We start from the raw sequence: 18212 nt of genomic DNA on the forward strand, positions 1-18212 counted from the left end.
ACTGTTCAGTGTACAAGCGTTCACTGAACTTCTTGGAAAAACTTCGGGAGATGTGATGACGGCACTGGTACCGCGCAGGGCCAGGCGGCTGGCCTCGCTGGCCGAGGCCCTGCTCACGCCCCATGGCATGGACCGCTACCTCGAACTCGTCGATCCGATGCTGGTCCGCCGAGAGATCCGCGGCCTGGTCACCGATGTCCGGCGGCAGACCCCCGACACGGTCACCCTGACCATCCGGCCGAGCCGGGCCTGGCGCGGCTTCGTCGCGGGTCAGTACGTGCGGGTGACCGTCGAGATCGACGGCGTCCGCCGCACCCGCTGCTACTCGCCCGCCGGTTCGGAGCACGACGGCACACTGGAACTGACCATCAAGGCCGACCCGCAGGGCCTCGTCTCACGGCATCTGAACCGCACGGTCACCATCGGTTCCGTACTCGGACTGTCCACTCCGGACGGTGAGTTCACGCTGCCGTCGCCGAGGCCCCGGCGGATCCTGCTGCTGAGCGGCGGAAGCGGGATCACGCCCGTCCTGTCGATGCTGCGCACGCTGGCGGACGAGCGTCACGAGGGCGATGTCGCCTTCCTGCACTACTCCAACGGCGCCGACGACGCGCTCTACCGCGCCGAACTCGCCGACCTCGCCCGCCGCCTGCCCGGTCTGCGGGTGGTACACGCGTTCACCCACGCGAAAACCGGCGGGGACCTGCACGGCTTCTTCTCGAAGGAGCACCTCGCGGAGGCCGCGCCGTGGTATCCGGACGCCGAGACCTTCCTGTGCGGGCCGAAGCCGCTGATGGATTCCGTCCGCGAGGCGTTCGAGGCCGACGGCCTGGGTGCACATCTGCACACCGAGGAGTTCACCCCACCCGCGCTCACCTTCGACACCGACAGCGCCGAGGGGCAGATCCGGTTCGCGCGCAGCGGCCGCGAATTCGAGAACTCCGGGAAACCGTTGCTGGAGCAGGCGGAAGACGCGGGCCTGCGGCCGGAACACGGCTGCCGGATGGGCATCTGCTTCTCCTGCACGCAGGTCAAGACCTCGGGCTGCGTGCGCAACGCCAAGACCGGCGAAACCTCCAGCGAAGAGAACGAAGAGATCCAGCTCTGCATCTCCGTCCCCGTCGGGGACGTCGAGATCAACGCTTAGAAAGGACTCCGGCATGACCGGCTTGCAGGACAAACTCACCCCCGCCCAGGTCGAGGAGTTCGGCCGCGAACTGGACGAGATCCGCCAGCGGATCGTCGCCGACCTCGGCCAGGTCGACGTCGACTACATCCACAACGTCATCAAGACCCAGCGCGCGCTGGAGGTCGCCGGCCGCGGGCTGCTGTTCGCCGGGTTCTTCCCGCCCGCGTGGGTCGCCGGGGTGGCCGCGCTTTCGGTGGCGAAGATCCTCGACAACATGGAGATCGGCCACAACGTCATGCACGGCCAGTACGACTGGACACGCGACCCGGCGCTGAGCTCCCAGAAATTCGAATGGGACAACGTCGCCCCCGCGGAGAACTGGCGCCATTCGCACAACTACATGCACCACACCTACACCAACATCCTCGACAAGGACCGCGACATCGGTTACGGCGTCCTCCGGCTGGACCCCGCGCAGAAGTGGCACCCGTACTACCTCGGCAACCCGGTGTACGCCGTGGCGCTGGCGTTCATGTTCCAGTGGGGCGTCATGCTGCACGACCTCGAATTCGACCGCGTCCTCAAGGGCGAGCGCAGCTGGTCGGACAACAAGGAGGTCGGCCTGAAGATGCTCAAGAAGGCCGGTCGCCAGGTCGGCAAGGATTACGTGCTCTTCCCGCTGCTGACCGGTCCGCTCGCGCCGCTGACCTTCCTCGGCAACGCGACCGCGAACCTGACCCGCAACCTGTGGGCGTTCTCGATCATCTTCTGCGGGCACTTCCCCGCCGACGTCGAGAGCTTCACCGAGGAGGAGACCGAGAACGAGTCGCGGGGTCAGTGGTACCTGCGGCAGATCCTCGGTTCGGCGAACATCACCGGCGGCAAGCTCTTCCACATCATGACCGGGAACCTCTCGCACCAGATCGAGCACCACCTGTTCCCGGACATCCCGGCGCGCCGCTACCCGGAGATCGCGGCCGAGGTGCGGGCGATCTGCGAGAAGTACGGCCTGCCGTACAACACCGGCCCGCTGCACAAGCAGATGTTCTCGGTGGCCAAGAAGATCGTGAAACTGGCCATGCCCTGGAACGGTGAACGCCGCTCTCCCGCTACCGTGGAAAGCGACAAGACCCTCCGAGCGGCATAAGGTGGCTGACATGGTCGGTCAGTTCGAAAGCACCAAGGACGTGGTCCAAGAGGTCACCGAGTCGGCGGCCACCCATATCGGCAACATCGCGACGATCATCACCGGCGCGATCCGGGACATCGCCCGCGAAACCGGCGACTGGCTGACGGACGTCATCGAGATGCGCGAGGCGTCCCAGCGGGCACAGGCGGACGAACAGCAGCGCGAAGACTAGGGAAACCTGGATGGGCACGGGGCGGGTGGCCACGGCAGGCTGAATGCCGTGACCACCCGCCTCGCCATGCCCCGGCTCGCCGGACGCGCCTTCGGTGCGCAGCTGAGCCGTGCGTACTGGGCCGAGCTGGCGTGGGTGCTGATCGGAGCGCCGCTGACGCTGGTGTTCGTGGCGCTCGTCGTCGTCGGACTGGTACTCGGGACCGGACTGAGCCTGCTCACCATCGGGTTGCCGGTGCTCATCGGTGTGCTGGCGGGGGCGCGGCTGATCGGCGCCGCGCATATCGGCCTCGCCCGGGTCCTGCTCGGCACGAGGGTCACCGCCCCCACCCGGCCCGAGCTGCGGCCGGGCCTGTGGAACGGGATCAAGAGCAAGATCGGTGATCCGGCGGGCTGGCGTTCGATCGCCTACCTGCTGATCCGGCTGCCGCTCACGTTGATCGAACTCTTCCTGGTCGCGACGCTGTTCGTCTACGCCGTGAGCACGCTGACCTACCCGCTCTTCTGGTTCACCCTGAACGGCGAAGCCATGCCGACGTTCGACCTCCGCGTCGACACCTGGCCACTGACCCTGCCGCTCGCGCTGACCGGGCTGGCCGTGCTGCTGGCGATGCCGTGGGTGGTGCACGGGCTGACCGAATTCGACCGGCTGCTGGTGCGCGGCGTCCTCGGCGCCGAGGACCTGTCGAAACGCGTGCGCGATCTCGAACGCAGCCGGGCTACCGCCGTCGACGACGCGGCACGGCGCCTGCGCCGGATCGAACGTGACCTGCACGACGGCGCGCAGGCCCAGCTGGTCGCGCTCGCGATGAAGCTCGGCATCGCGAAGGACGAACTGCGTGCGGGCGGCGACGTCGACCACGTGACGGCCCTGGTCACCGCCGCGCACGCCAACGCGAAGCAGGCGCTGATCGAACTGCGGGACCTCGCCCGCGGTATCCACCCCGCCGCCCTCGACGCCGGCCTCGACGTCGCACTGTCCACTTTGGCCGCCAGCTCGGGGATCGACGCGCGGATCTCCGTGGATCTGCCGGCCAGGCCGTCGCCGTCGATCGAGACCATCGCCTACTTCACCGTCGCCGAACTGCTGACCAACGCCGCCAAGCACACCTCGTCGGCGATCGAGGTCGACGTCGGTATCGTCGGTGACGCCTTACGGCTCGTGGTGCGGGACGGCGGCGAAGGCGGGGCACGGCTGGAACGCGGCGGCGGGCTCGCCGGGATCGCCGAGCGGCTCGCGACCGTCGACGGCGGGCTCGACATCGACAGCCCCGTGGGAGGGCCTACGGTGATCAGCGCGGAGATACCACTACGGAAATAGGAACATGGGGGGCGGCGTGCGCGTCGTGATCGCGGAGGATTCGGCCATCCTGAGGGAGGGACTCGTCGAACTGCTGAACCTTCGGGGCCACGAAGTCGTCGCGGCGGTGGCCGACGGCGACAGCCTGTGCGCGGCGGTTCGCGAACACCGGCCGGATGTGTCCATTGTGGATATCCGCATGCCGCCGACGCACACCGACGAAGGACTGCGCGCGTCGATCGCGCTCCGCGCGGAACTGCCCGGCTGCGCGATCCTGCTGTTCTCCCAGTACGTCGAGACGCAGTACGCGACGGAACTCCTGGCCGACCGCGCGGGCGGTGTCGGCTACCTGCTGAAGGACCGCGTCGCCGAGGTGTCGGACTTCCTCGACGCGCTCCAGCGGGTCGCCGACGGGGAAACCGTGCTCGATCCGGAAGTGGTCAGCCAGCTCTTCGCCGCCACCCGGAAGACGGACGCGCTCGCCGGGCTGACCCCGCGCGAGCGGGAGGTGCTCGGGCTGATGGCCGAAGGCCGGTCGAACTCGGCGATCGCGACCGCGCTGTTCCTTTCGGCGGGCTCGGTGGAGAAGTACGTGTCGAGCATCTTCGGGAAGCTGGCGCTGCCACAGTCCGAAGGGGACAACCGGCGGGTGCTGGCGGTGCTGCGGTACCTGGAGTCCTAGTCCTGGGCCGTCACCGAGGCTCGGCAGGGACCCCGTCCACCTCCGGCAGGCACAGCTGCACCCACGCCACATCCCGCCACGCCCCGTGCTTGTACCCGATCCGCCGGTAAGTGCCCACCGGCTCGAAACCCATCGCCCGGTGCAGTCCGGCGCTCGCGTCGTTCGGCAGCACCATTCCCGCGCAGAACGTCCGGAATCCGCGTGCGGCCAGCCGGTCCAGCAGCGCCTGGTAGAGCGCGCGGCCGCCGCCCGTCCGCCGTCGGCCCATCTCCAGGTAGATGCTGACCTCGCATGACCAGCGGTAGGCGGGACGGCCGCTGAACGGACCTCCGTACGCGTAGCCGGCAACGCGTCCTTCGTCGTCTTCGAGTACGAGCCAAGCGTGTGAGCGCAGCGCCTTGGCGATGCGCTCGGCCATCTCGTCCGGTTTCGGCGGCTCGGTCTCGAACGAGATCGCCGTATCAGTGACGTACGGCGCGTAGATCCCCGCGCAGGCCGCCGCGTCGTCTTCCGTCGCTTCCCTGATCACCATGGCGACCATAGTATCCGATGCTGCCACTATAGTGAGCAGCATGTCGGATCCCTTGTCCGCGTCGCTCGCCGCGACGCTCCAGTCCGCGAGAGTCGACCAGAACCTCTCGGCCAACGCTCTCGCCGAAATGTCCGGCGTGTCCAGGGCGATGATCGGCAAGATCGAACGCGGTGAGGCCCAGCCGACGGCCGTCCTGCTCAGCAGGCTTTCGGCCGCGCTCGGCATGACGCTGTCCGAGCTGGTCGCGCGCGCCGAACACGGTGACCGGCGGCTCGTGCGCGCGGCCGATCAGCCGACCTGGACCGACCCGGACACCGGCTACGTGCGCCGCGCCGTCTCGCCGTCGCTGGGCGGACCGCTCGAATTGGTCGAAGTCGTCCTGCCCGCCGGCGCCGAGGTCTCCTTCCCCGCCCACACCTACGCGCTGACCCATCACCAGATCTGGGTGCTCGAAGGACATCTGCGGTTCCGCGAGGGCGACGTCGACCACGAACTCGATACGGGCGACTGCCTCCAGCTGGGCACGCCGCAGCCGTGCGCCTACGTCAATCCGACGGACCGGCCAGTGCGCTATCTGGTCGCCCTCGCGCGGCGGCACGCCTGACACCCGGCCCACACCGCACTACCGTGACGAGCATGTACTCCACGGAGATCGAGGTGCGCACCGGCAGCGTGGCCGTGGTGCACGACCTGACCAAGGACGCCGAGACCTTCCTGCGCGACGCGGACGCCGAGGACGGGATCCTGCACGTCTTCGTCCCGCACGCGACCTCCGGGCTGGCGATCCTCGAAACCGGCGCGGGCAGCGACGAAGACCTGCTCGCGGCGCTCGACGACCTGCTGCCCCGCGACGGCCGCTGGCGGCACCAGCACGGCAGTCCCGGTCACGGCCGTGACCACGTCCTGCCCGCGCTGCTGCCGCCGTTCGCGACGATCCCGGTGCTCGGCGGGGTGCTGACGCTGGGCACCTGGCAGTCGATCTGTCTAGTGGACACCAACCTGGACAACCCGGTGCGGCGCGTCCGCTTCAGTCTCCTGGAGGGCTGACCGGACCGGCCACAGCGCGACCACCAGCCCGGCGCCGAGCAGCGCGGCCAGCACCCAGATCCCGGTCGTGACGTCCGGCGCGCCGGGCACACCCTGCAGCAGACTCCGGAGACCTTCGGTGGAGAACCGGAACGGTGTCCAGGACCACAGCACCGCGCGGTACGCCGGGTTCAGCAGCTCCGGCACCTGGCCCGCGACGGCGGGCGCGACCAGGTACAGCGGGCCGAGGACCGCCATCGCCCGCACGCCGAGCAGCCGCAGCAGGCCGGTCTGCAGGGAGGCGAACGCGGTCGAGGTGAGGAAGAGGAACCCGAGGACGTCCCAGCCGAGCGGGAGCGAGGAGTCCCAGAGCTTCAGGAATCCGGCCAGGACGCCGGTGACCAGCACCCCCGCCGAGAAAATCTGCGTGCACCGCGCGGCGGCTCCCGCCTCCCGGCCGATCCGGGCGCCGACCAGGACCAGCACGGCGCCCGCGGCGAGGCAGCCCACCCACGCCAGCGCGCTCAGCCCGAGCGGCGCGACCCGGCCCGCCACGCTCGCGGCGTGCAGCGTCTCGACCTTCGGCGTCCCGCCCAGTGCCTGCGCCGCGCCGGTCAGCACCTGCTGCGCGATCTGGGTCCCGGACGGGTTCACCGCGCCGGCGACCACGACGGTCGACGGAAGTTCGAGAACGCCGTAGACCTCCTTGTCCTCCAGCAGTTTCCGGCCTTCCTCGGCCGAGGTCACCCGCCAGGAGACCTGGCCGCCGCCATGGGACGCGATCCCGTGCGCGGCCGCCTGGAGCGGTCCCGGCGGCGCGGCCACGGCGAGGGGGAGACCGTCGGGCGCGACGGTGGCCTGCGCGCCGAAGGTGAGAAAGCCGAGCACGACGGCGACCAGCGCGCCCGCCACCGCGGCGAGTAAGGCGAAGGCCCCGGCGGGGCGACGGCTCGGGTTCGGCATGACCGTCCTCCATTTATTCGTCAGTCGTTGAATTAATTGCCCTCAAGGTAGGCCCCGGCCGCACGGAAGTCAACAGACGTTGAATTAGCTCACCGGTACCGTCGACCGCGTGACTACTCCGCACCGGCTCGTGCTGTGGGACATCGACCAGACCCTCGTGGACCTGCGCGGGGTCGGCGCCGCCTGGTACACGGCCGCGCTCGCCGAGGTCGCCGGCGTCGAACTGCGGGCGCTGCCGAACTTCGGCGGCCGCACCGAACGCGCCATCAGCGCGGACATCCTGACCTCGCACGGCGTCGAGCCCACCGAGGAGAACGTGCGCGCGCTCTGGCTCGCGCTGATCGCGGTCTCCGAAAGTCACGCGCCGACGCTGTCCTCGAACGGCCGGGCGCTCCCCGGCGCCAAGGAAGCCCTGAACGACTTCGCCACCCACGGCGGCATCGTGCAGACGCTGGTCACCGGGAACCTGCCGGAGATCTCCGTGCACAAGCTGACCGCGTTCGACCTGCACGAACACGTCGACTTCGAGATCGGCGGCTACGGCTCGCTCTCGGCGCACCGGCCCGATCTGGTGCCCGCCGCCGTCGGCCACGCGTCGGCGAAACACGGCACGGACTTCGCGCCGACGTCGGTCGTCGTCATCGGCGACACCCCGGACGACGTACGGGCCGCGCTCGACAACGGCGCCGTCGCGGTGGCCGTGGCGACAGGGCAGTTCAGCGCGGAGGAACTGGCCGACGCGGGGGCGCACACCGTGCTCGGCGACCTCTCCGATCTGGCAGCGGTGCGTGCCGCCGTACTGGGGAACCCCGACTAAACTCGGTCCATGGCATACCCAGGCGGCGACGGCTGGCCGGAGCGACAGCAGCCCTACCGGCAGCAGCCCCCGCAGCAGGGGTATCCGCCGCAGAACCCGCAGCAGTACGGCCAGGATCCCCAGCAGCAGGGTTTCCAGCATTTCCCGCAGCAGACCTACCACGGTTTCGCGCCGGAACCGCCCAAGAAGGGCAAGAAGGGTCTGTGGATCGGCCTCGGCGCGCTCGTCGTGGTGATCGCCGTCGGCGCCACGCTCTTCTTCGTCCTGCGCGACGGCGAAGATCCCCAGCCGCAGCCCACACCGCCCTCCGCGTCGGCGTCCGCGTCGAACCCGCCGTCGACGACCCCGAGCGGTGAGGCCAAGGAGGGCAACAAGGTCCCGGCCAAGACGCTGGGCTGGCAGGGAATCGTGTCCAGGCAGGACAAGACCGCGTATGACCTGCCTCCTGTCGGCTGGGAGACCACCGCGGGCTACACGACCGGGAACACCGAACGCGACCTCAAGATGGTCATCCACGAGGTCTCGAGGTACAAACTCGGCGCGTGCCCTGACGTCAGCGGCTCGAACCGGGGAATGGTCGGCTTCGCCACCGCGGAGCAGATCCCGGTCGAGAACGCCGCCAGGGGCGCTGTCCGGCTGTGGATCCAGTCCGCCACGGGCAACGCCGACGTACCGCTGCCCGAGATCAAGCCGGTCCCCATCGCGGACGGCACGATCCAGGCGGTCAGTTCCAGCGCCACGTTCACCCCGCGGGAGACCGAGGGCTGCCGGGCGCCGAGTGTGAAGGTCACTTCGGCGGCGTTCAAGATCGGCCAGCAGACCGTCTGCTTCGTGATGATCCTCGACCAGGGCACTCCCGACGCCCTGCCCGACTCGGACGCGCAACTGATCCTCGCGAGTTTGAGGCCTCAGCAATGACCGGCCCCGGTGGGCGTTCCGACGAACCGCGACTGTGGTTCGTCGATCCGCTCACCGGGCAGCCGCTGGAATCAGAAGCCGAGCGGACACGGCCGATTCCCGTCGTCCGGGACACCGCTCCGCCGCGACGACCCCGTCTGCTGCCGGCCCTGGGCATCATCGGGCTCGTCATCGTCCTCGCGGTCGGTACGACGGCCACCTACCGGGCCAGGACCGCGACACCGCCGTCCGCCGAGGACCTCGTCCTGCCCGATCCGGTGATGCCCACCCGGATCGGTCCCGTGATCGCGGGCTGGCAACCGGTCCTGTCCGACGATCACCCGCTCGTGTTCGACGTCCCGCCGGACTGGACGATCGAGGAACCCGACGTCGCCGTCGGTTACGAGACCCCGGCCGGTGAGCTCGTCACCTTGCAGGGCGTCGCCCGGTACCGGCGCGATTTCTGCCCCGGCTCCGAACTCTCGGCGCGGGCGATGGCCGGATTCACCACCATCGACGAGGGCGAGGTCGGTGGCATCGCCCAGGCGGCGGAGGAGACCACCCTCCGGTGGGCCGAAGCCGCGTACGGGTCGATCGGCGGCGGGACCCCGAAGACCGAGACCGGCGCGTCCGGACCGGTGACCGTCCTCGACGGCGGCACCATCGCCACGGCCGTGACCACCACCGTCGTCCCCACCTCGGACGGACCCTGCCCGGCGCCCTCGGTCGCGATCACCGCCATCGCCCTGCCCCTGCGCGCGCTGCCCGGCTCCGGCCGTTACCACGTCCTCCTGGTACTGGCGGACCAGGGGATCCCGGGTGCGATAGCCAGGGACATAGTCCTCAAGATGGGTGGCAGCATCCGTCGGGAGTAGCACTCCCCTAAGGGAAATATAGGTCCGCTACCCGATGTCCTCGCAAGCCTCTTCCGCCTACCTTGAGTCCATGCCAATTGGGGGAAGCGGGACGGCCGCGCCGGGCCGGACACGCAAGATCGCCACGGTGCTGAGGCACCGGCTGCCTTTCACGACCCTCGTCACGGTCACCATGCTCGCGCTCGCCTTGGCCACGGGCGCGCTGTGGTCCGCCGCCGAGGATCGCGCGGTGTACCCGTACATCGCGTACGGGCTGCCGTCGCTCGAATCAGGCCGCTGGTGGACCTTGTTCACCGGACCGCTGTTCGCGGTCGTCCCGCTGTACTACCTGCCGATGGTGCTCAGCTTCGCCCTGTTCGCGGGCTTCGCGGAATGGCGGCTCGGCACGCGCCGGGCGATGGCGATCGCGATCGGCGGCCAGTTCGTCAGCGTGCTGGTCGCGGTCCAGTTCCTGGCCTTGAGCCGCAACTCCGGCTGGGAGTGGGCGGAACGGGTCGCGGGCAGCCTCGACGTCGGATTCTCCGGTGGGGCGCTCGCCGCGGTCGCGGTCGCCAGCGCCACCCTGCGCCCGCCGTGGCGGCTCCGGTTGCGTGCCGGGTTGTGCGTCTACGCCGGGATCGCGATCATCTTCGTCGGCACGCTCGCCGACCTCGTGCACTTCTTCGCGCTGGTGCTGGCCCTGCCGTTCGGGCGCAGGTTCATCGGCTCGCCGGACGCCGGCCGCGAACGGCGGCCGAGCCTGCGCGAATGGCGGTTCTACGTCGTGGCCGGGCTGCTGGTGCTCACGGTCGCGGAGCTGGTGATGTCCTTCGTACCGGGCAACGGTCCCTTCGGTTCGTCCGAGGAGCTTTCGCTCTCCACCTGGGAAGTCGGCATCCTGTGCCTGATCGTGCTGCCGATCATGAACGGCCTGCGCAAGGGCAGCCAGGTCGCCTGGTGGTGCGCGATGATCCTGACGTCGTTCGTCATCCTGCAGGTGATGGCCTACGGCGGGGTGCTCGCGCTGGCCGAGGTCCTCGGTGAGGACACCGGGCTTTCGGATCCGCCGCTGTTCTTCGTGGACAATCTCCTGTGGACGGTCGAGTTCGCGCTGCTGATCTCCTCCCGCGGTGCCTTCCGCGTCCCGTCGCGGCGGAAGCGCCGCCGTCTCGGCCGGATGGGCAACCCCGCGCTGGCCCGCACGCTGCTCAGCCGTCACGGCGGAAGCACGCTCTCGTGGATGACGACGTGGCCGCAGAACTCGTACTTCGTGTCGGCGGACGGCAAGTCCTACCTCGCCTACCGGCGCCACGCCGGGGTCGCCATCGCCCTCGGCGACCCGATCGCGCCCGATGGCGCCGGTGACCGGACGATCGCCGAGTTCATCACGATGTGCGAGAACACCGGTCTGGTGCCGTGCCTGTTCTCCGCCACCGGCGACACCACCGCCAAGACGGCGGACCACGGCTGGAAGCAGGTCCAGGTCGCCGAGGACACCCTGATCGAGCTGGAGACGCTGGAGTTCCGCGGCAAGCGCTGGCAGGACGTGCGGACCGCGCTCAACCGCGCCAAGAAGGACGGCATCGAGTTCCGGCTGGTCCGGCTCGCCGACCAGCCCCGTTCGGTGATCTCCCAGGTGCGCGCCATCTCCGAGGAATGGATCGGCGACAAGGGCATGCCGGAGATGGGCTTCACCCTCGGCGGCGTCGACGAGGCGATGGACCCGGAGACCAGGGTCGGTCTCGCGGTGGACGCCGACGGCGTGGTCCACGGTGTGACGTCATGGCTGCCGGTCCACACCGGGGCCGGCGCCGTCGGCGGCTGGACGCTCGACGTCATGCGCAAGCGGTCCGACGGTTTCCGCCCCACGATGGAGTTCCTGATCGCGTCGTCCTGCCTGGCCTTCCGCGAAGAAGGCGCGAAGTTCGTTTCGCTGTCCGGTGCCCCCCTGGCGAGTTCCGGCGAACCCGCGCACGCCGTCGAACGCGTCCTCGACGCGCTCGGCACGATGATGGAGCCGTTCTACGGATTCCGTTCGCTGCACGCGTTCAAGGCGAAGTTCCAGCCGCGGCACGTCCCGCTGTACCTCGCGTTCCGCGACGAGGCGGATCTGCCGCGGATCGGGATCGCGCTCGGCCGGGCCTACCTGCCGAACACCGGGCTGCTGCGGCTGGCCAAACTCGCCAGGTCCGGCAAGAAGCCCCGCTCATCGGCCAGCCCGCGATCGGCGTCGGCAGGGCGCCGCCTGGTGACCCAGGTCGCGGTGGGCGAACAGGGCGTCCTGCCCCCGGGATAGCCGCTCCACGTGAGTCTTCGGTCGCTGGTCTCGTGAGTGGTAATGACGGTTCTAACCCTCATTACCACTCACGACCCAGCGGGACCGTCGCCTCAGCGCAAGGTCGAAGGCGGCGGAGTGATGGTCTTGCGGTCGGCCTCCGGAACGCCCCGGTAGGTCTTGAGGATCTTCAGGATCTGCTCGCGGTCCGCACTGCCCTGTTGGTCCTGGTCCGAATAGACGAGCAAAGCCGCCGCCGCGTCTCCCATGTCCACCGCCTGCACGCCGACCAAGGCGCGCTTCGGGATACACGGCCCGGTGTGCCCGAGGGTGACCTCCGCGATGAGGATGCTTGCGGGGGCCTTCTTGCCGTTGCCCAGCGTGAACTCCGTCGCCTGGACTGGTTCGGCCACGATCTTGGCCGACGCCGGGCCTCCGTCGGGGTTGTACGCGCTCACCGCGAGATCGTTGACGGCCTTGTCCGCCGCGGCGGGCGCGTCGGCCATTTTCACGGTCGTCAGCCCGCTGCCCCCGATCCGGCTGCCCTTGACCGCCGGACAGTAGCCGTCACCGAGGAAAGCGCTGGAGAACATGGAGATCCCGGGGCCGAGAACGTTCTTCTCCCAGCCGTGGATGGTGGTCGGTTTCGGCGTCCAGTTCGGCGGGACGTCGTAGGCGACCTGGCCGTCGGCCCCGGCCACCGACTGCCAGCCGTCGGTCACCGGCGGCGCGACGACCCGCGGCGAAGGCGTGTAGACGATCGGGGTCCGGGTGGTCGGCGAGTCGCTCGACGACCGGTCCGAGCCGTTGTTCGCGAGCGCCGCGACAGCGATGACACCGAGCGTGGCGAAGAAGCCGTACATGGCCCTTCGCCCGCTTCGCGACATCGGCTGCTTAGGCGTCTGCGCGGGCTCAGGTTCGGTCTCGGGTTCCGGTTCCGGCGCGGGTTCGGCAGGCGAAGGCCGGTAGCCGGGCGAGTCCGAGGGCTGATAACCCCCGAACCCGTCCAGCGCCGCGTTGTCCTCGTAGCCCGGGGAATCCCCGCGCTTCTTGCCGAACAGCCCCATTACGAACGGACGAGCTTGACCAGATGCTCCACGACCGCGTCGACGGCGATCTCTTCACGGTCGCCGGTGCGGCGGTCCTTGACCTCGACGACGCCGTTCGCCAGACCGCGCCCGACCACCAGGATGGTCGGCACCCCGACGAGTTCGGCGTCCGCGAACTTCACGCCGGGGGTCGCCTTGCGGTCGTCGAGGACGACCTCGATCCCGGCGGCGTCCAGTTCGGCGGCGAGCTTCTCCGCGCCGGCGGCGACGGTCTCGTCCTTGCCCGCGATGACCACGTGCACGTCGAACGGCGAGACCTCGCGCGGCCAGATGATGCCGAGGTCGTCGTGGTTCTGCTCGGCGAGCACGCCGACCAGACGCGAGACGCCGACGCCGTAGGAGCCCATGGTGATGCGGATGGGCTTGGAGTCCGGGCCCAGCGCGTCCAGTTCGAACGCGTCCGCGTACTTACGGCCCAGCTGGAAGATGTGCCCGATCTCGATACCGCGCGCGGCGACCAAGGTGCCCTTGCCGTCGGGCGAAGCGTCGCCTTCGCGGACCTCGGCGGCCTCGATCGTGCCGTCGCCGGTGAAGTCGCGGCCCGCGACCAGATCGACCACGTGGTGATCGCGCTCGTCGGCGCCGGTGACCCAGGCGGTGCCGTCGACGACGCGCGGGTCGAGGAGGTAGCGGACGCCGTTGTCCTTCAGCGCCTTCGGACCGATGTAGCCCTTGACGAGGAAGGGGTTCTTGGCGAAGTCGGCCTCTTCGAGCAGTTCGAACTCGGCGGGCTCGAGCGAGGCTTCGAGGCGCTTGGTGTCGACCTCGCGGTCGCCGGGGAGGCCGATGGCCAGCAGCTCCCACTCCTTCGCACCCGGCTGACGCGTCTTCACCAGCACGTTCTTGAGCGTGTCCGCGGCGGTGAAGGTGCGGCCGAGACCGGCGTCGTTCAGGAACTTGACCAGCGACTCGATGGTCGGGGTGTCCGGCGTGTGGTGGACCTTCGCCTCGGGCAGTCCCTCGATCGGCTTCGCCTCGGGAGCGGGCGTGGTGACCGCTTCGACGTTGGCCGCGTAACCCGATTCGGTGCTGCGGACGTAGGTGTCCTCACCGGTCTCGGCGACGGCGAGGAACTCCTCGGAGGCCGAGCCGCCCATCGCGCCCGAGGTCGCCTTGACGACGACGTACTCGATGCCGAGGCGGTCGAACAGCTTCGTGTACGCCTGCCTGTGCAGCTCGTACGACTTCGTCAGGCCCTCGTCGTCGAGGTCGAAGGAATAGGAGTCCTTCATGACGAACTCGCGGCCGCGCAGGATGCCGGCGCGGGGGCGCGCCTCGTCGCGGTACTTCGTCTGGATTTGGTACAGGACGACGGGGTAGTCCTTGTACGAGCTGTATTCACCCTTCACGGTGAGCGCGAAGAGCTCTTCGTGCGTCGGGCCGAGGAGGTAGTCGGCGCCCTTGCGGTCCTTGAGACGGAACAGGGCGTCGCCGTACTCGGTCCAGCGGCCGGTGGCCTCGTAAGGCTCCTTCGGCAGCAGCGCGGGGAACTGGATCTCCTGCGCGCCGATGGCGTTCATCTCGTCGCGGACGACGTTCTCGACACGGCGCAGCACCCGCAGGCCCAGCGGCAGCCAGGAGTAGCCGCCCGGGGCGACCCGGCGGACGTAGCCGGCACGTACCAGGAGCCGGTGGCTCGGTACCTCGGCGTCCGCCGGATCCTCGCGCAGAGTGCGAAGGAACAACGACGACATCCTGGTGATCACTTCTGGGCTCCTCGCTGGAATTACGCGCTTAGACGTTCTGCGCAGCGTAGTCACCCCGCCCCGGGACGCTTCAACCGGTTATCGCGGGTCCGGCCAAGCCATCGCGTTCGAGGGGGCGCGGTTGCTGTCCCGAGCTCGGTCCGTGAAGGACTCCTTGAGGGACTCTGGGTCCCTCAAGGAGTCCTTCACGGAGTCCCGCCGTGGGCCCTGCGGGCGGGCGCCCGGTTTTGTCGGTGGGTGCCGCTAGCTTGCCGGGTATGGGTATCGAGCTGGGCATGATCACGATCGACTGCGCGGATCCGCGCGGGCTCGCGGCGTTCTGGACGAAGGCGCTCGGGGTGGAGGTGGACCAGGACTACGACGGCGAGTTCCTGATCCTGCGCCCCGCGGTGGGAAGCGCGCCGGTGTTCGCCTTCCAGCGGGTACCGGAGGAGCGCGCCGGCAAGAACCGGGTCCACATGGACTTCGGTACCGACGACATGGAGAAGGAGGTGGAGCGCCTGATCGGTTTGGGTGCCACGAAGCTGGACGTGCACGAGATGCCGGGAATGGCCTGGACGGTGCTGGCCGATCCCGTGGGCAACGAGTTCTGCGTCGCCACCCACCAGGGCTGAGCCGGGTCGCGATGGTCAGAATGGCGCTATGACGGAGCGCGCCATCCTGCCCTGGTCCGACCTCGCACTGCCCGAGGGCCTGAGTGCCCGGCTGTACGACGGCACCGGCCCGCTGCCGGACGGCGATCTCGGCGACGTCGAGTTCTACGTGCTGCCGTACGACTCCGGAGCGGAGCCGACGAAGCTGCTCGACAGGCTTCCGTCGCTGAAGCTCGTGCAGTCGCTTTCGGCCGGGGTGGAGAAGCTGCTTCCGCTGGTGCCGGCGGGGGTGAAGCTGGCCAACGGCCGTGGCCTGCACGACCTCAGCGTGGCCGAGCACGCGCTCGCGTTGATCCACGCCGCTCAGCGGGATCTTCCGCGCTGGTTCGCGCAGCAGGCGACGGGGTCGTGGGAGCGCGAGCACACGCGCTCGCTGGCCGACAGCCGCGTCCTGCTGGTGGGGTACGGCTCGATCGGCCAGGCCATCGAGCGGCAGCTCCTCGCGGCCGAAGCGATCGTGACCAGGGTGGCGAGCAGGGCACGGCCCGCGGAGAGGGTGCACGGTGTCGGTGAACTGGCGAAGCTGCTGCCGTCCGCCGACATCGTGGTCCTGATCCTGCCCGAGACCCCCGCGACCACGGGGCTGCTCGGCGCCGCCGAACTCGCGGCACTGCCGGACGGTGCCCTGGTGGTGAACGTCGGGCGGGGTTCGGCGATCGACACGGCCGCGCTCACGGCCGAGGCCGTGGCCGGGCGGTTGCGCGCGGCACTGGACGTCGTCGAGCCGGAACCGCTGCCCGCCGGGCATCCACTGTGGACGGCGCCCGGGGTGGTCATCACGCCGCATATCGCGGGCGGGTCGGCGTCGTTCTACCCGCGCGCGAAGCGGCTGGTCACCGAGCAGCTGCGCCGGTACGCCGCCGGGGAAGAGCCGCTGAACGTGGTCTCCTGACCCCGCGTTTCGTCCTCTGGACGCGGTCGGTTCGCCGGCTAGTGCCAGTGCGTGCGGTAGGCGAGCCAGGCGCGCATGCCCGCGGCGAGACGGCGTTGCGCCGCACGGACCCCGGTCGTCGCCGGAGGTTCCGGTAACCGGCAAGCCCGTTCGGCGTGCCCGGCCAAGGCGACGCCGAACGCGGTGACCGCCCAGACCGGGATGCCCGTGAGCACGGGGCGCCGTCGCAGCAGGCGGTCGACGTCGGCGGGTTCGTGCCCGGCGTCGAGCAGGTACGGGACGAGCGCGACCAGATCGAGCCAGCCCGCTCCCCTGGCCGGATAACGCCAGTTGGTGACGAGAACCCGGCCGGTGCCGGTCCGCACCAGGTATTCGGGCTGGATGTCGTTGTGCAGCAACGTGTCCCCGGCCGCCCAGGGATGCCAGGACGTCTCCAGCTGGACGAGCCGGTCGAGATTGCGGACGGCCCAGCCGTCGAGGTCGTCCGGCGGCTCCTTCGCGAGTTCGTGCCAGCCGCGCAGGAGCGGGCCGAGGTCGTCGAGGGCGTCCGGGACGTCGGGCAGCGGGCACGGCGTGAGCGTGCGCCCGAGCGCGCCGAAGGTGGCCAGCACGGCGGAGAGGTCCGGCGATCCCGGGCGCAGGTTCGGCCGGGTTCCGTCGAAGTCGGCGAACGCGAGCACCAGCCAGTCGCTGTCCACAAAGGACAGCAGTTGCGGGGTGGGCGCTTCCGCGGGCAGTTGCCGCGCGAGGGCGGCTTCCGTCCGGTAGCCGCCCGCACGCGGGCTGTTCGCGGGGATCGCCTTCAGGAAGATCCAGCGGCGATCACGTTCGAGTTCGAGCCTCGCGGCGACACCGCCGTCGAATTCCGGGGTCTGCCACAGCGTGCGGCGCACCACCGACCCGAGCTCACGCTCCACGGCGTCACGCGTCGCCGACGGCAGGTCATGCCAGCCGAGGCGTGCGGAAACCGGCAACGCCCTACCACCCCCGCGATCTCTCAGAGAGGATCGACTCTACCGAAATCCACCCTTTCGGGTGACAAGCGGTCAGGTCGGGACGGGCTTCACGTACCCGGCCCAGCGCTGATGCTCGCTGAACCCGACCCGTTCGTAGACACCGAGGGCGCGGTGGGTGTTGTCCTGGTCGACGTTGAGGGAGGCCCGCTGGAAGCCCTTGGCCTTCGCTTGGACGAGCGTGTGCCCGAGCAGCGCGCCCGCGATCCCGCGGCCGCGGAGGCCGGCGTCGGTCGCGACATGGCTGACATACAGGTCCTTCACGCCCGTGGCGGCCTCGTCGGAGGCGAAGAAGGCGCTCAGCACCATCGCGACCACCTTGTCCCTGTCCGGGCTCAGCAGCAGGAACGAAAGGTCCGGCTGGAAGTCCTTGGCGCCGACCACCAGATGCCGCCAAGCCTCCGGAGACTGTGCCGTACTCCCCCAGTGGTCCGCGAACGTCTCGTTACGGGACCGCAGCGTGAGCTCCTCGTACTTGTCCTCGTACGTGACGAGCGGGAACTCTTCGGGCAGCGGCTCGACCGGCGGGATCGACGCGAGGTCGGCACGCATGTCGACGAACCACCGGGCGTGCTCGTACCCGGAGGCCACGAGCACGCCGGAGAGCCAGCGCTGGCTGGTGTTGGCGGCGGCGTGCAGTTCCAGCGGCGCGTCCGGGAAGGACTTCGCGTGGATCCGCTTGCCGGCCTCCTCGAACCAGCCGGTGAGGCGCGCGGCGATCGCGTCGTCGCGATAGCCGGGATGGACGAGCGTCTCGACCCGCACCATATGCGCCGGGTTCGCCGCGTCGCGCCGCCTGAGCAGACCGTAGGCGACCAGCTTGTCGCCGTCCCAGGCGCTGATGGTCGCGGTGGGCAGGTCGACGTTGGGCGAAGAGATCTCTTCGGCGAGGTCCTCCGCGCTGTAGTGCTCGTCGATCGGCTCGACGCGCTCCGCTTCGGCGAAGGTCTCCGCCAGGCGCGGCATATCGTCCATGGTCAGCGGACGCCAGGTCAGGCTCATGT

Annotated in this window: 19 protein-coding genes; 13 read left to right on the plus strand and 6 right to left on the minus strand. The window is 69.7% G+C overall.

Annotated elements, in window-relative coordinates:
• The first annotated feature begins 55 nt into the window (after nucleotides 1-55).
• Genes SD37_RS28500 through SD37_RS28520 form a run of 5 tightly spaced genes read left to right on the plus strand, consistent with a single transcriptional unit; the run spans nucleotide 56 to nucleotide 4471 of the window.
• The gene (locus SD37_RS28500; RefSeq protein WP_044850812.1) at nucleotides 56-1147 is read left to right on the plus strand and encodes a ferredoxin reductase; all 1092 of its coding nucleotides are present in this window, start codon (nucleotides 56-58) and stop codon (nucleotides 1145-1147) included.
• 13 nt (nucleotides 1148-1160) lie between these two features.
• Nucleotides 1161-2276, plus strand: coding sequence for a fatty acid desaturase family protein (locus tag SD37_RS28505; protein ID WP_044850813.1), 1116 nt, complete (start codon nucleotides 1161-1163; stop codon nucleotides 2274-2276).
• 10 nt (nucleotides 2277-2286) lie between these two features.
• Nucleotides 2287-2490: a hypothetical protein gene (locus tag SD37_RS28510; protein WP_044850814.1), complete on the plus strand. Its 204-nt coding sequence runs from the start codon at nucleotides 2287-2289 to the stop codon at nucleotides 2488-2490.
• Between the two features lie 48 nt (nucleotides 2491-2538).
• A complete protein-coding gene (locus SD37_RS28515; protein ID WP_044850815.1) occupies nucleotides 2539-3810 on the plus strand; it encodes a sensor histidine kinase in 1272 nt (423 codons plus the stop codon).
• Nucleotides 3811-3826: 16 nt separating this feature from the next.
• Complete coding sequence (locus SD37_RS28520) at nucleotides 3827-4471, plus strand: response regulator transcription factor (RefSeq protein WP_037313923.1); 645 nt, start codon at nucleotides 3827-3829, stop codon at nucleotides 4469-4471.
• Between the two features lie 10 nt (nucleotides 4472-4481).
• Here SD37_RS28520 and SD37_RS28525 read toward each other — a convergent pair whose 3' ends face one another.
• Complete coding sequence (locus SD37_RS28525) at nucleotides 4482-5012, minus strand: GNAT family N-acetyltransferase (protein WP_044850816.1); 531 nt, start codon at nucleotides 5010-5012, stop codon at nucleotides 4482-4484.
• A 31-nt stretch (nucleotides 5013-5043) separates the two neighbouring features.
• On the opposite strand from SD37_RS28525, the gene SD37_RS28530 reads away from it, so the two are divergent.
• Together SD37_RS28530 and SD37_RS28535 are read left to right on the plus strand one after the other, a co-directional pair.
• Entirely contained in the window at nucleotides 5044-5607 is a 564-nt protein-coding gene (locus SD37_RS28530; RefSeq protein WP_044850817.1) for a helix-turn-helix domain-containing protein, read from the plus strand.
• 32 nt (nucleotides 5608-5639) lie between these two features.
• Nucleotides 5640-6050, plus strand: a complete 411-nt coding sequence (locus SD37_RS28535; protein WP_044850818.1) for a secondary thiamine-phosphate synthase enzyme YjbQ — start codon at nucleotides 5640-5642, stop codon at nucleotides 6048-6050.
• Here the strand turns inward: SD37_RS28535 and SD37_RS28540 are convergent.
• A complete protein-coding gene (locus SD37_RS28540) occupies nucleotides 5988-6992 on the minus strand; it encodes a YhgE/Pip domain-containing protein (RefSeq protein ID WP_044850819.1) in 1005 nt (334 codons plus the stop codon). The two genes, SD37_RS28535 and SD37_RS28540, sit on opposite strands and share 63 nt — an antisense overlap.
• A 130-nt stretch (nucleotides 6993-7122) precedes the next feature.
• Here SD37_RS28540 and SD37_RS28545 point away from each other — a divergent pair, with 130 nt between their 5' ends.
• The 4 genes from SD37_RS28545 (at nucleotide 7123) to SD37_RS28560 (ending at nucleotide 11856) form a co-directional block, all read left to right on the plus strand.
• Nucleotides 7123-7809, plus strand: coding sequence for an HAD hydrolase-like protein (locus tag SD37_RS28545; protein ID WP_083255110.1), 687 nt, complete (start codon nucleotides 7123-7125; stop codon nucleotides 7807-7809).
• Between the two features lie 9 nt (nucleotides 7810-7818).
• Nucleotides 7819-8727: a DUF8017 domain-containing protein gene (locus SD37_RS28550; RefSeq protein WP_044850821.1), complete on the plus strand. Its 909-nt coding sequence runs from the start codon at nucleotides 7819-7821 to the stop codon at nucleotides 8725-8727.
• On the plus strand, nucleotides 8724-9581 hold the full coding sequence (locus tag SD37_RS28555; RefSeq protein WP_044850822.1) for a DUF8017 domain-containing protein: 858 nt from the start codon (nucleotides 8724-8726) through the stop codon (nucleotides 9579-9581). Before SD37_RS28550 ends, SD37_RS28555 begins: the two co-directional genes overlap by 4 nt.
• A gap of 70 nt (nucleotides 9582-9651) precedes the next feature.
• Complete coding sequence (locus tag SD37_RS28560) at nucleotides 9652-11856, plus strand: bifunctional lysylphosphatidylglycerol flippase/synthetase MprF (RefSeq protein ID WP_236725136.1); 2205 nt, start codon at nucleotides 9652-9654, stop codon at nucleotides 11854-11856.
• Nucleotides 11857-11948: 92 nt separating this feature from the next.
• Here the strand turns inward: SD37_RS28560 and SD37_RS28565 are convergent, their stop codons facing one another.
• Nucleotides 11949-12902: a DUF8017 domain-containing protein gene (locus SD37_RS28565; protein ID WP_044850823.1), complete on the minus strand. Its 954-nt coding sequence runs from the start codon at nucleotides 12900-12902 to the stop codon at nucleotides 11949-11951.
• Nucleotides 12902-14650 (minus strand): proline--tRNA ligase, encoded by a 1749-nt coding sequence (locus tag SD37_RS28570; protein WP_044850824.1) that lies wholly within the window; start codon nucleotides 14648-14650, stop codon nucleotides 12902-12904. Before SD37_RS28570 ends, SD37_RS28565 begins: the two co-directional genes overlap by 1 nt.
• A gap of 257 nt (nucleotides 14651-14907) precedes the next feature.
• On the opposite strand from SD37_RS28570, the gene SD37_RS28575 reads away from it, so the two are divergent.
• On the plus strand, nucleotides 14908-15264 hold the full coding sequence (locus SD37_RS28575; protein ID WP_044850825.1) for a VOC family protein: 357 nt from the start codon (nucleotides 14908-14910) through the stop codon (nucleotides 15262-15264).
• Nucleotides 15265-15292: 28 nt separating this feature from the next.
• A complete protein-coding gene (locus tag SD37_RS28580; RefSeq protein ID WP_044850826.1) occupies nucleotides 15293-16195 on the plus strand; it encodes a 2-hydroxyacid dehydrogenase in 903 nt (300 codons plus the stop codon).
• A gap of 38 nt (nucleotides 16196-16233) precedes the next feature.
• Here the strand turns inward: SD37_RS28580 and SD37_RS28585 are convergent, their stop codons facing one another.
• Together SD37_RS28585 and SD37_RS28590 are read right to left on the minus strand one after the other, a co-directional pair.
• A complete protein-coding gene (locus SD37_RS28585) occupies nucleotides 16234-17169 on the minus strand; it encodes a hypothetical protein (RefSeq protein WP_044850827.1) in 936 nt (311 codons plus the stop codon).
• Between the two features lie 72 nt (nucleotides 17170-17241).
• A complete protein-coding gene (locus SD37_RS28590; protein ID WP_044850828.1) occupies nucleotides 17242-18210 on the minus strand; it encodes a GNAT family N-acetyltransferase in 969 nt (322 codons plus the stop codon).
• Between the last annotated feature and the right edge of the window lie 2 nt (nucleotides 18211-18212).

It is taken from the genome of Amycolatopsis orientalis (genome assembly GCF_000943515.2).
GTDB lineage: Bacteria > Actinomycetota > Actinomycetes > Mycobacteriales > Pseudonocardiaceae > Amycolatopsis > Amycolatopsis orientalis.

Coding starts and splice junctions, on each gene's coding strand:
- SD37_RS28500 (WP_044850812.1), top strand. CDS start 56: ATGACGGCACTGGTACCGCGCAGGGCCAGGCGGCTGGCCTCGCTGGCC.
- SD37_RS28505 (WP_044850813.1), top strand. CDS start 1,161: ATGACCGGCTTGCAGGACAAACTCACCCCCGCCCAGGTCGAGGAGTTC.
- SD37_RS28510 (WP_044850814.1), top strand. CDS start 2,287: ATGGTCGGTCAGTTCGAAAGCACCAAGGACGTGGTCCAAGAGGTCACC.
- SD37_RS28525 (WP_044850816.1), bottom strand. CDS start 5,012: ATGGTCGCCATGGTGATCAGGGAAGCGACGGAAGACGACGCGGCGGCC.
- SD37_RS28530 (WP_044850817.1), top strand. CDS start 5,044: ATGTCGGATCCCTTGTCCGCGTCGCTCGCCGCGACGCTCCAGTCCGCG.
- SD37_RS28535 (WP_044850818.1), top strand. CDS start 5,640: ATGTACTCCACGGAGATCGAGGTGCGCACCGGCAGCGTGGCCGTGGTG.
- SD37_RS28540 (WP_044850819.1), bottom strand. CDS start 6,992: ATGCCGAACCCGAGCCGTCGCCCCGCCGGGGCCTTCGCCTTACTCGCC.
- SD37_RS28550 (WP_044850821.1), top strand. CDS start 7,819: ATGGCATACCCAGGCGGCGACGGCTGGCCGGAGCGACAGCAGCCCTAC.
- SD37_RS28555 (WP_044850822.1), top strand. CDS start 8,724: ATGACCGGCCCCGGTGGGCGTTCCGACGAACCGCGACTGTGGTTCGTC.
- SD37_RS28560 (WP_236725136.1), top strand. CDS start 9,652: ATGCCAATTGGGGGAAGCGGGACGGCCGCGCCGGGCCGGACACGCAAG.
- SD37_RS28565 (WP_044850823.1), bottom strand. CDS start 12,902: ATGGGGCTGTTCGGCAAGAAGCGCGGGGATTCCCCGGGCTACGAGGAC.
- SD37_RS28575 (WP_044850825.1), top strand. CDS start 14,908: ATGGGTATCGAGCTGGGCATGATCACGATCGACTGCGCGGATCCGCGC.
- SD37_RS28580 (WP_044850826.1), top strand. CDS start 15,293: ATGACGGAGCGCGCCATCCTGCCCTGGTCCGACCTCGCACTGCCCGAG.
- SD37_RS28590 (WP_044850828.1), bottom strand. CDS start 18,210: ATGAGCCTGACCTGGCGTCCGCTGACCATGGACGATATGCCGCGCCTG.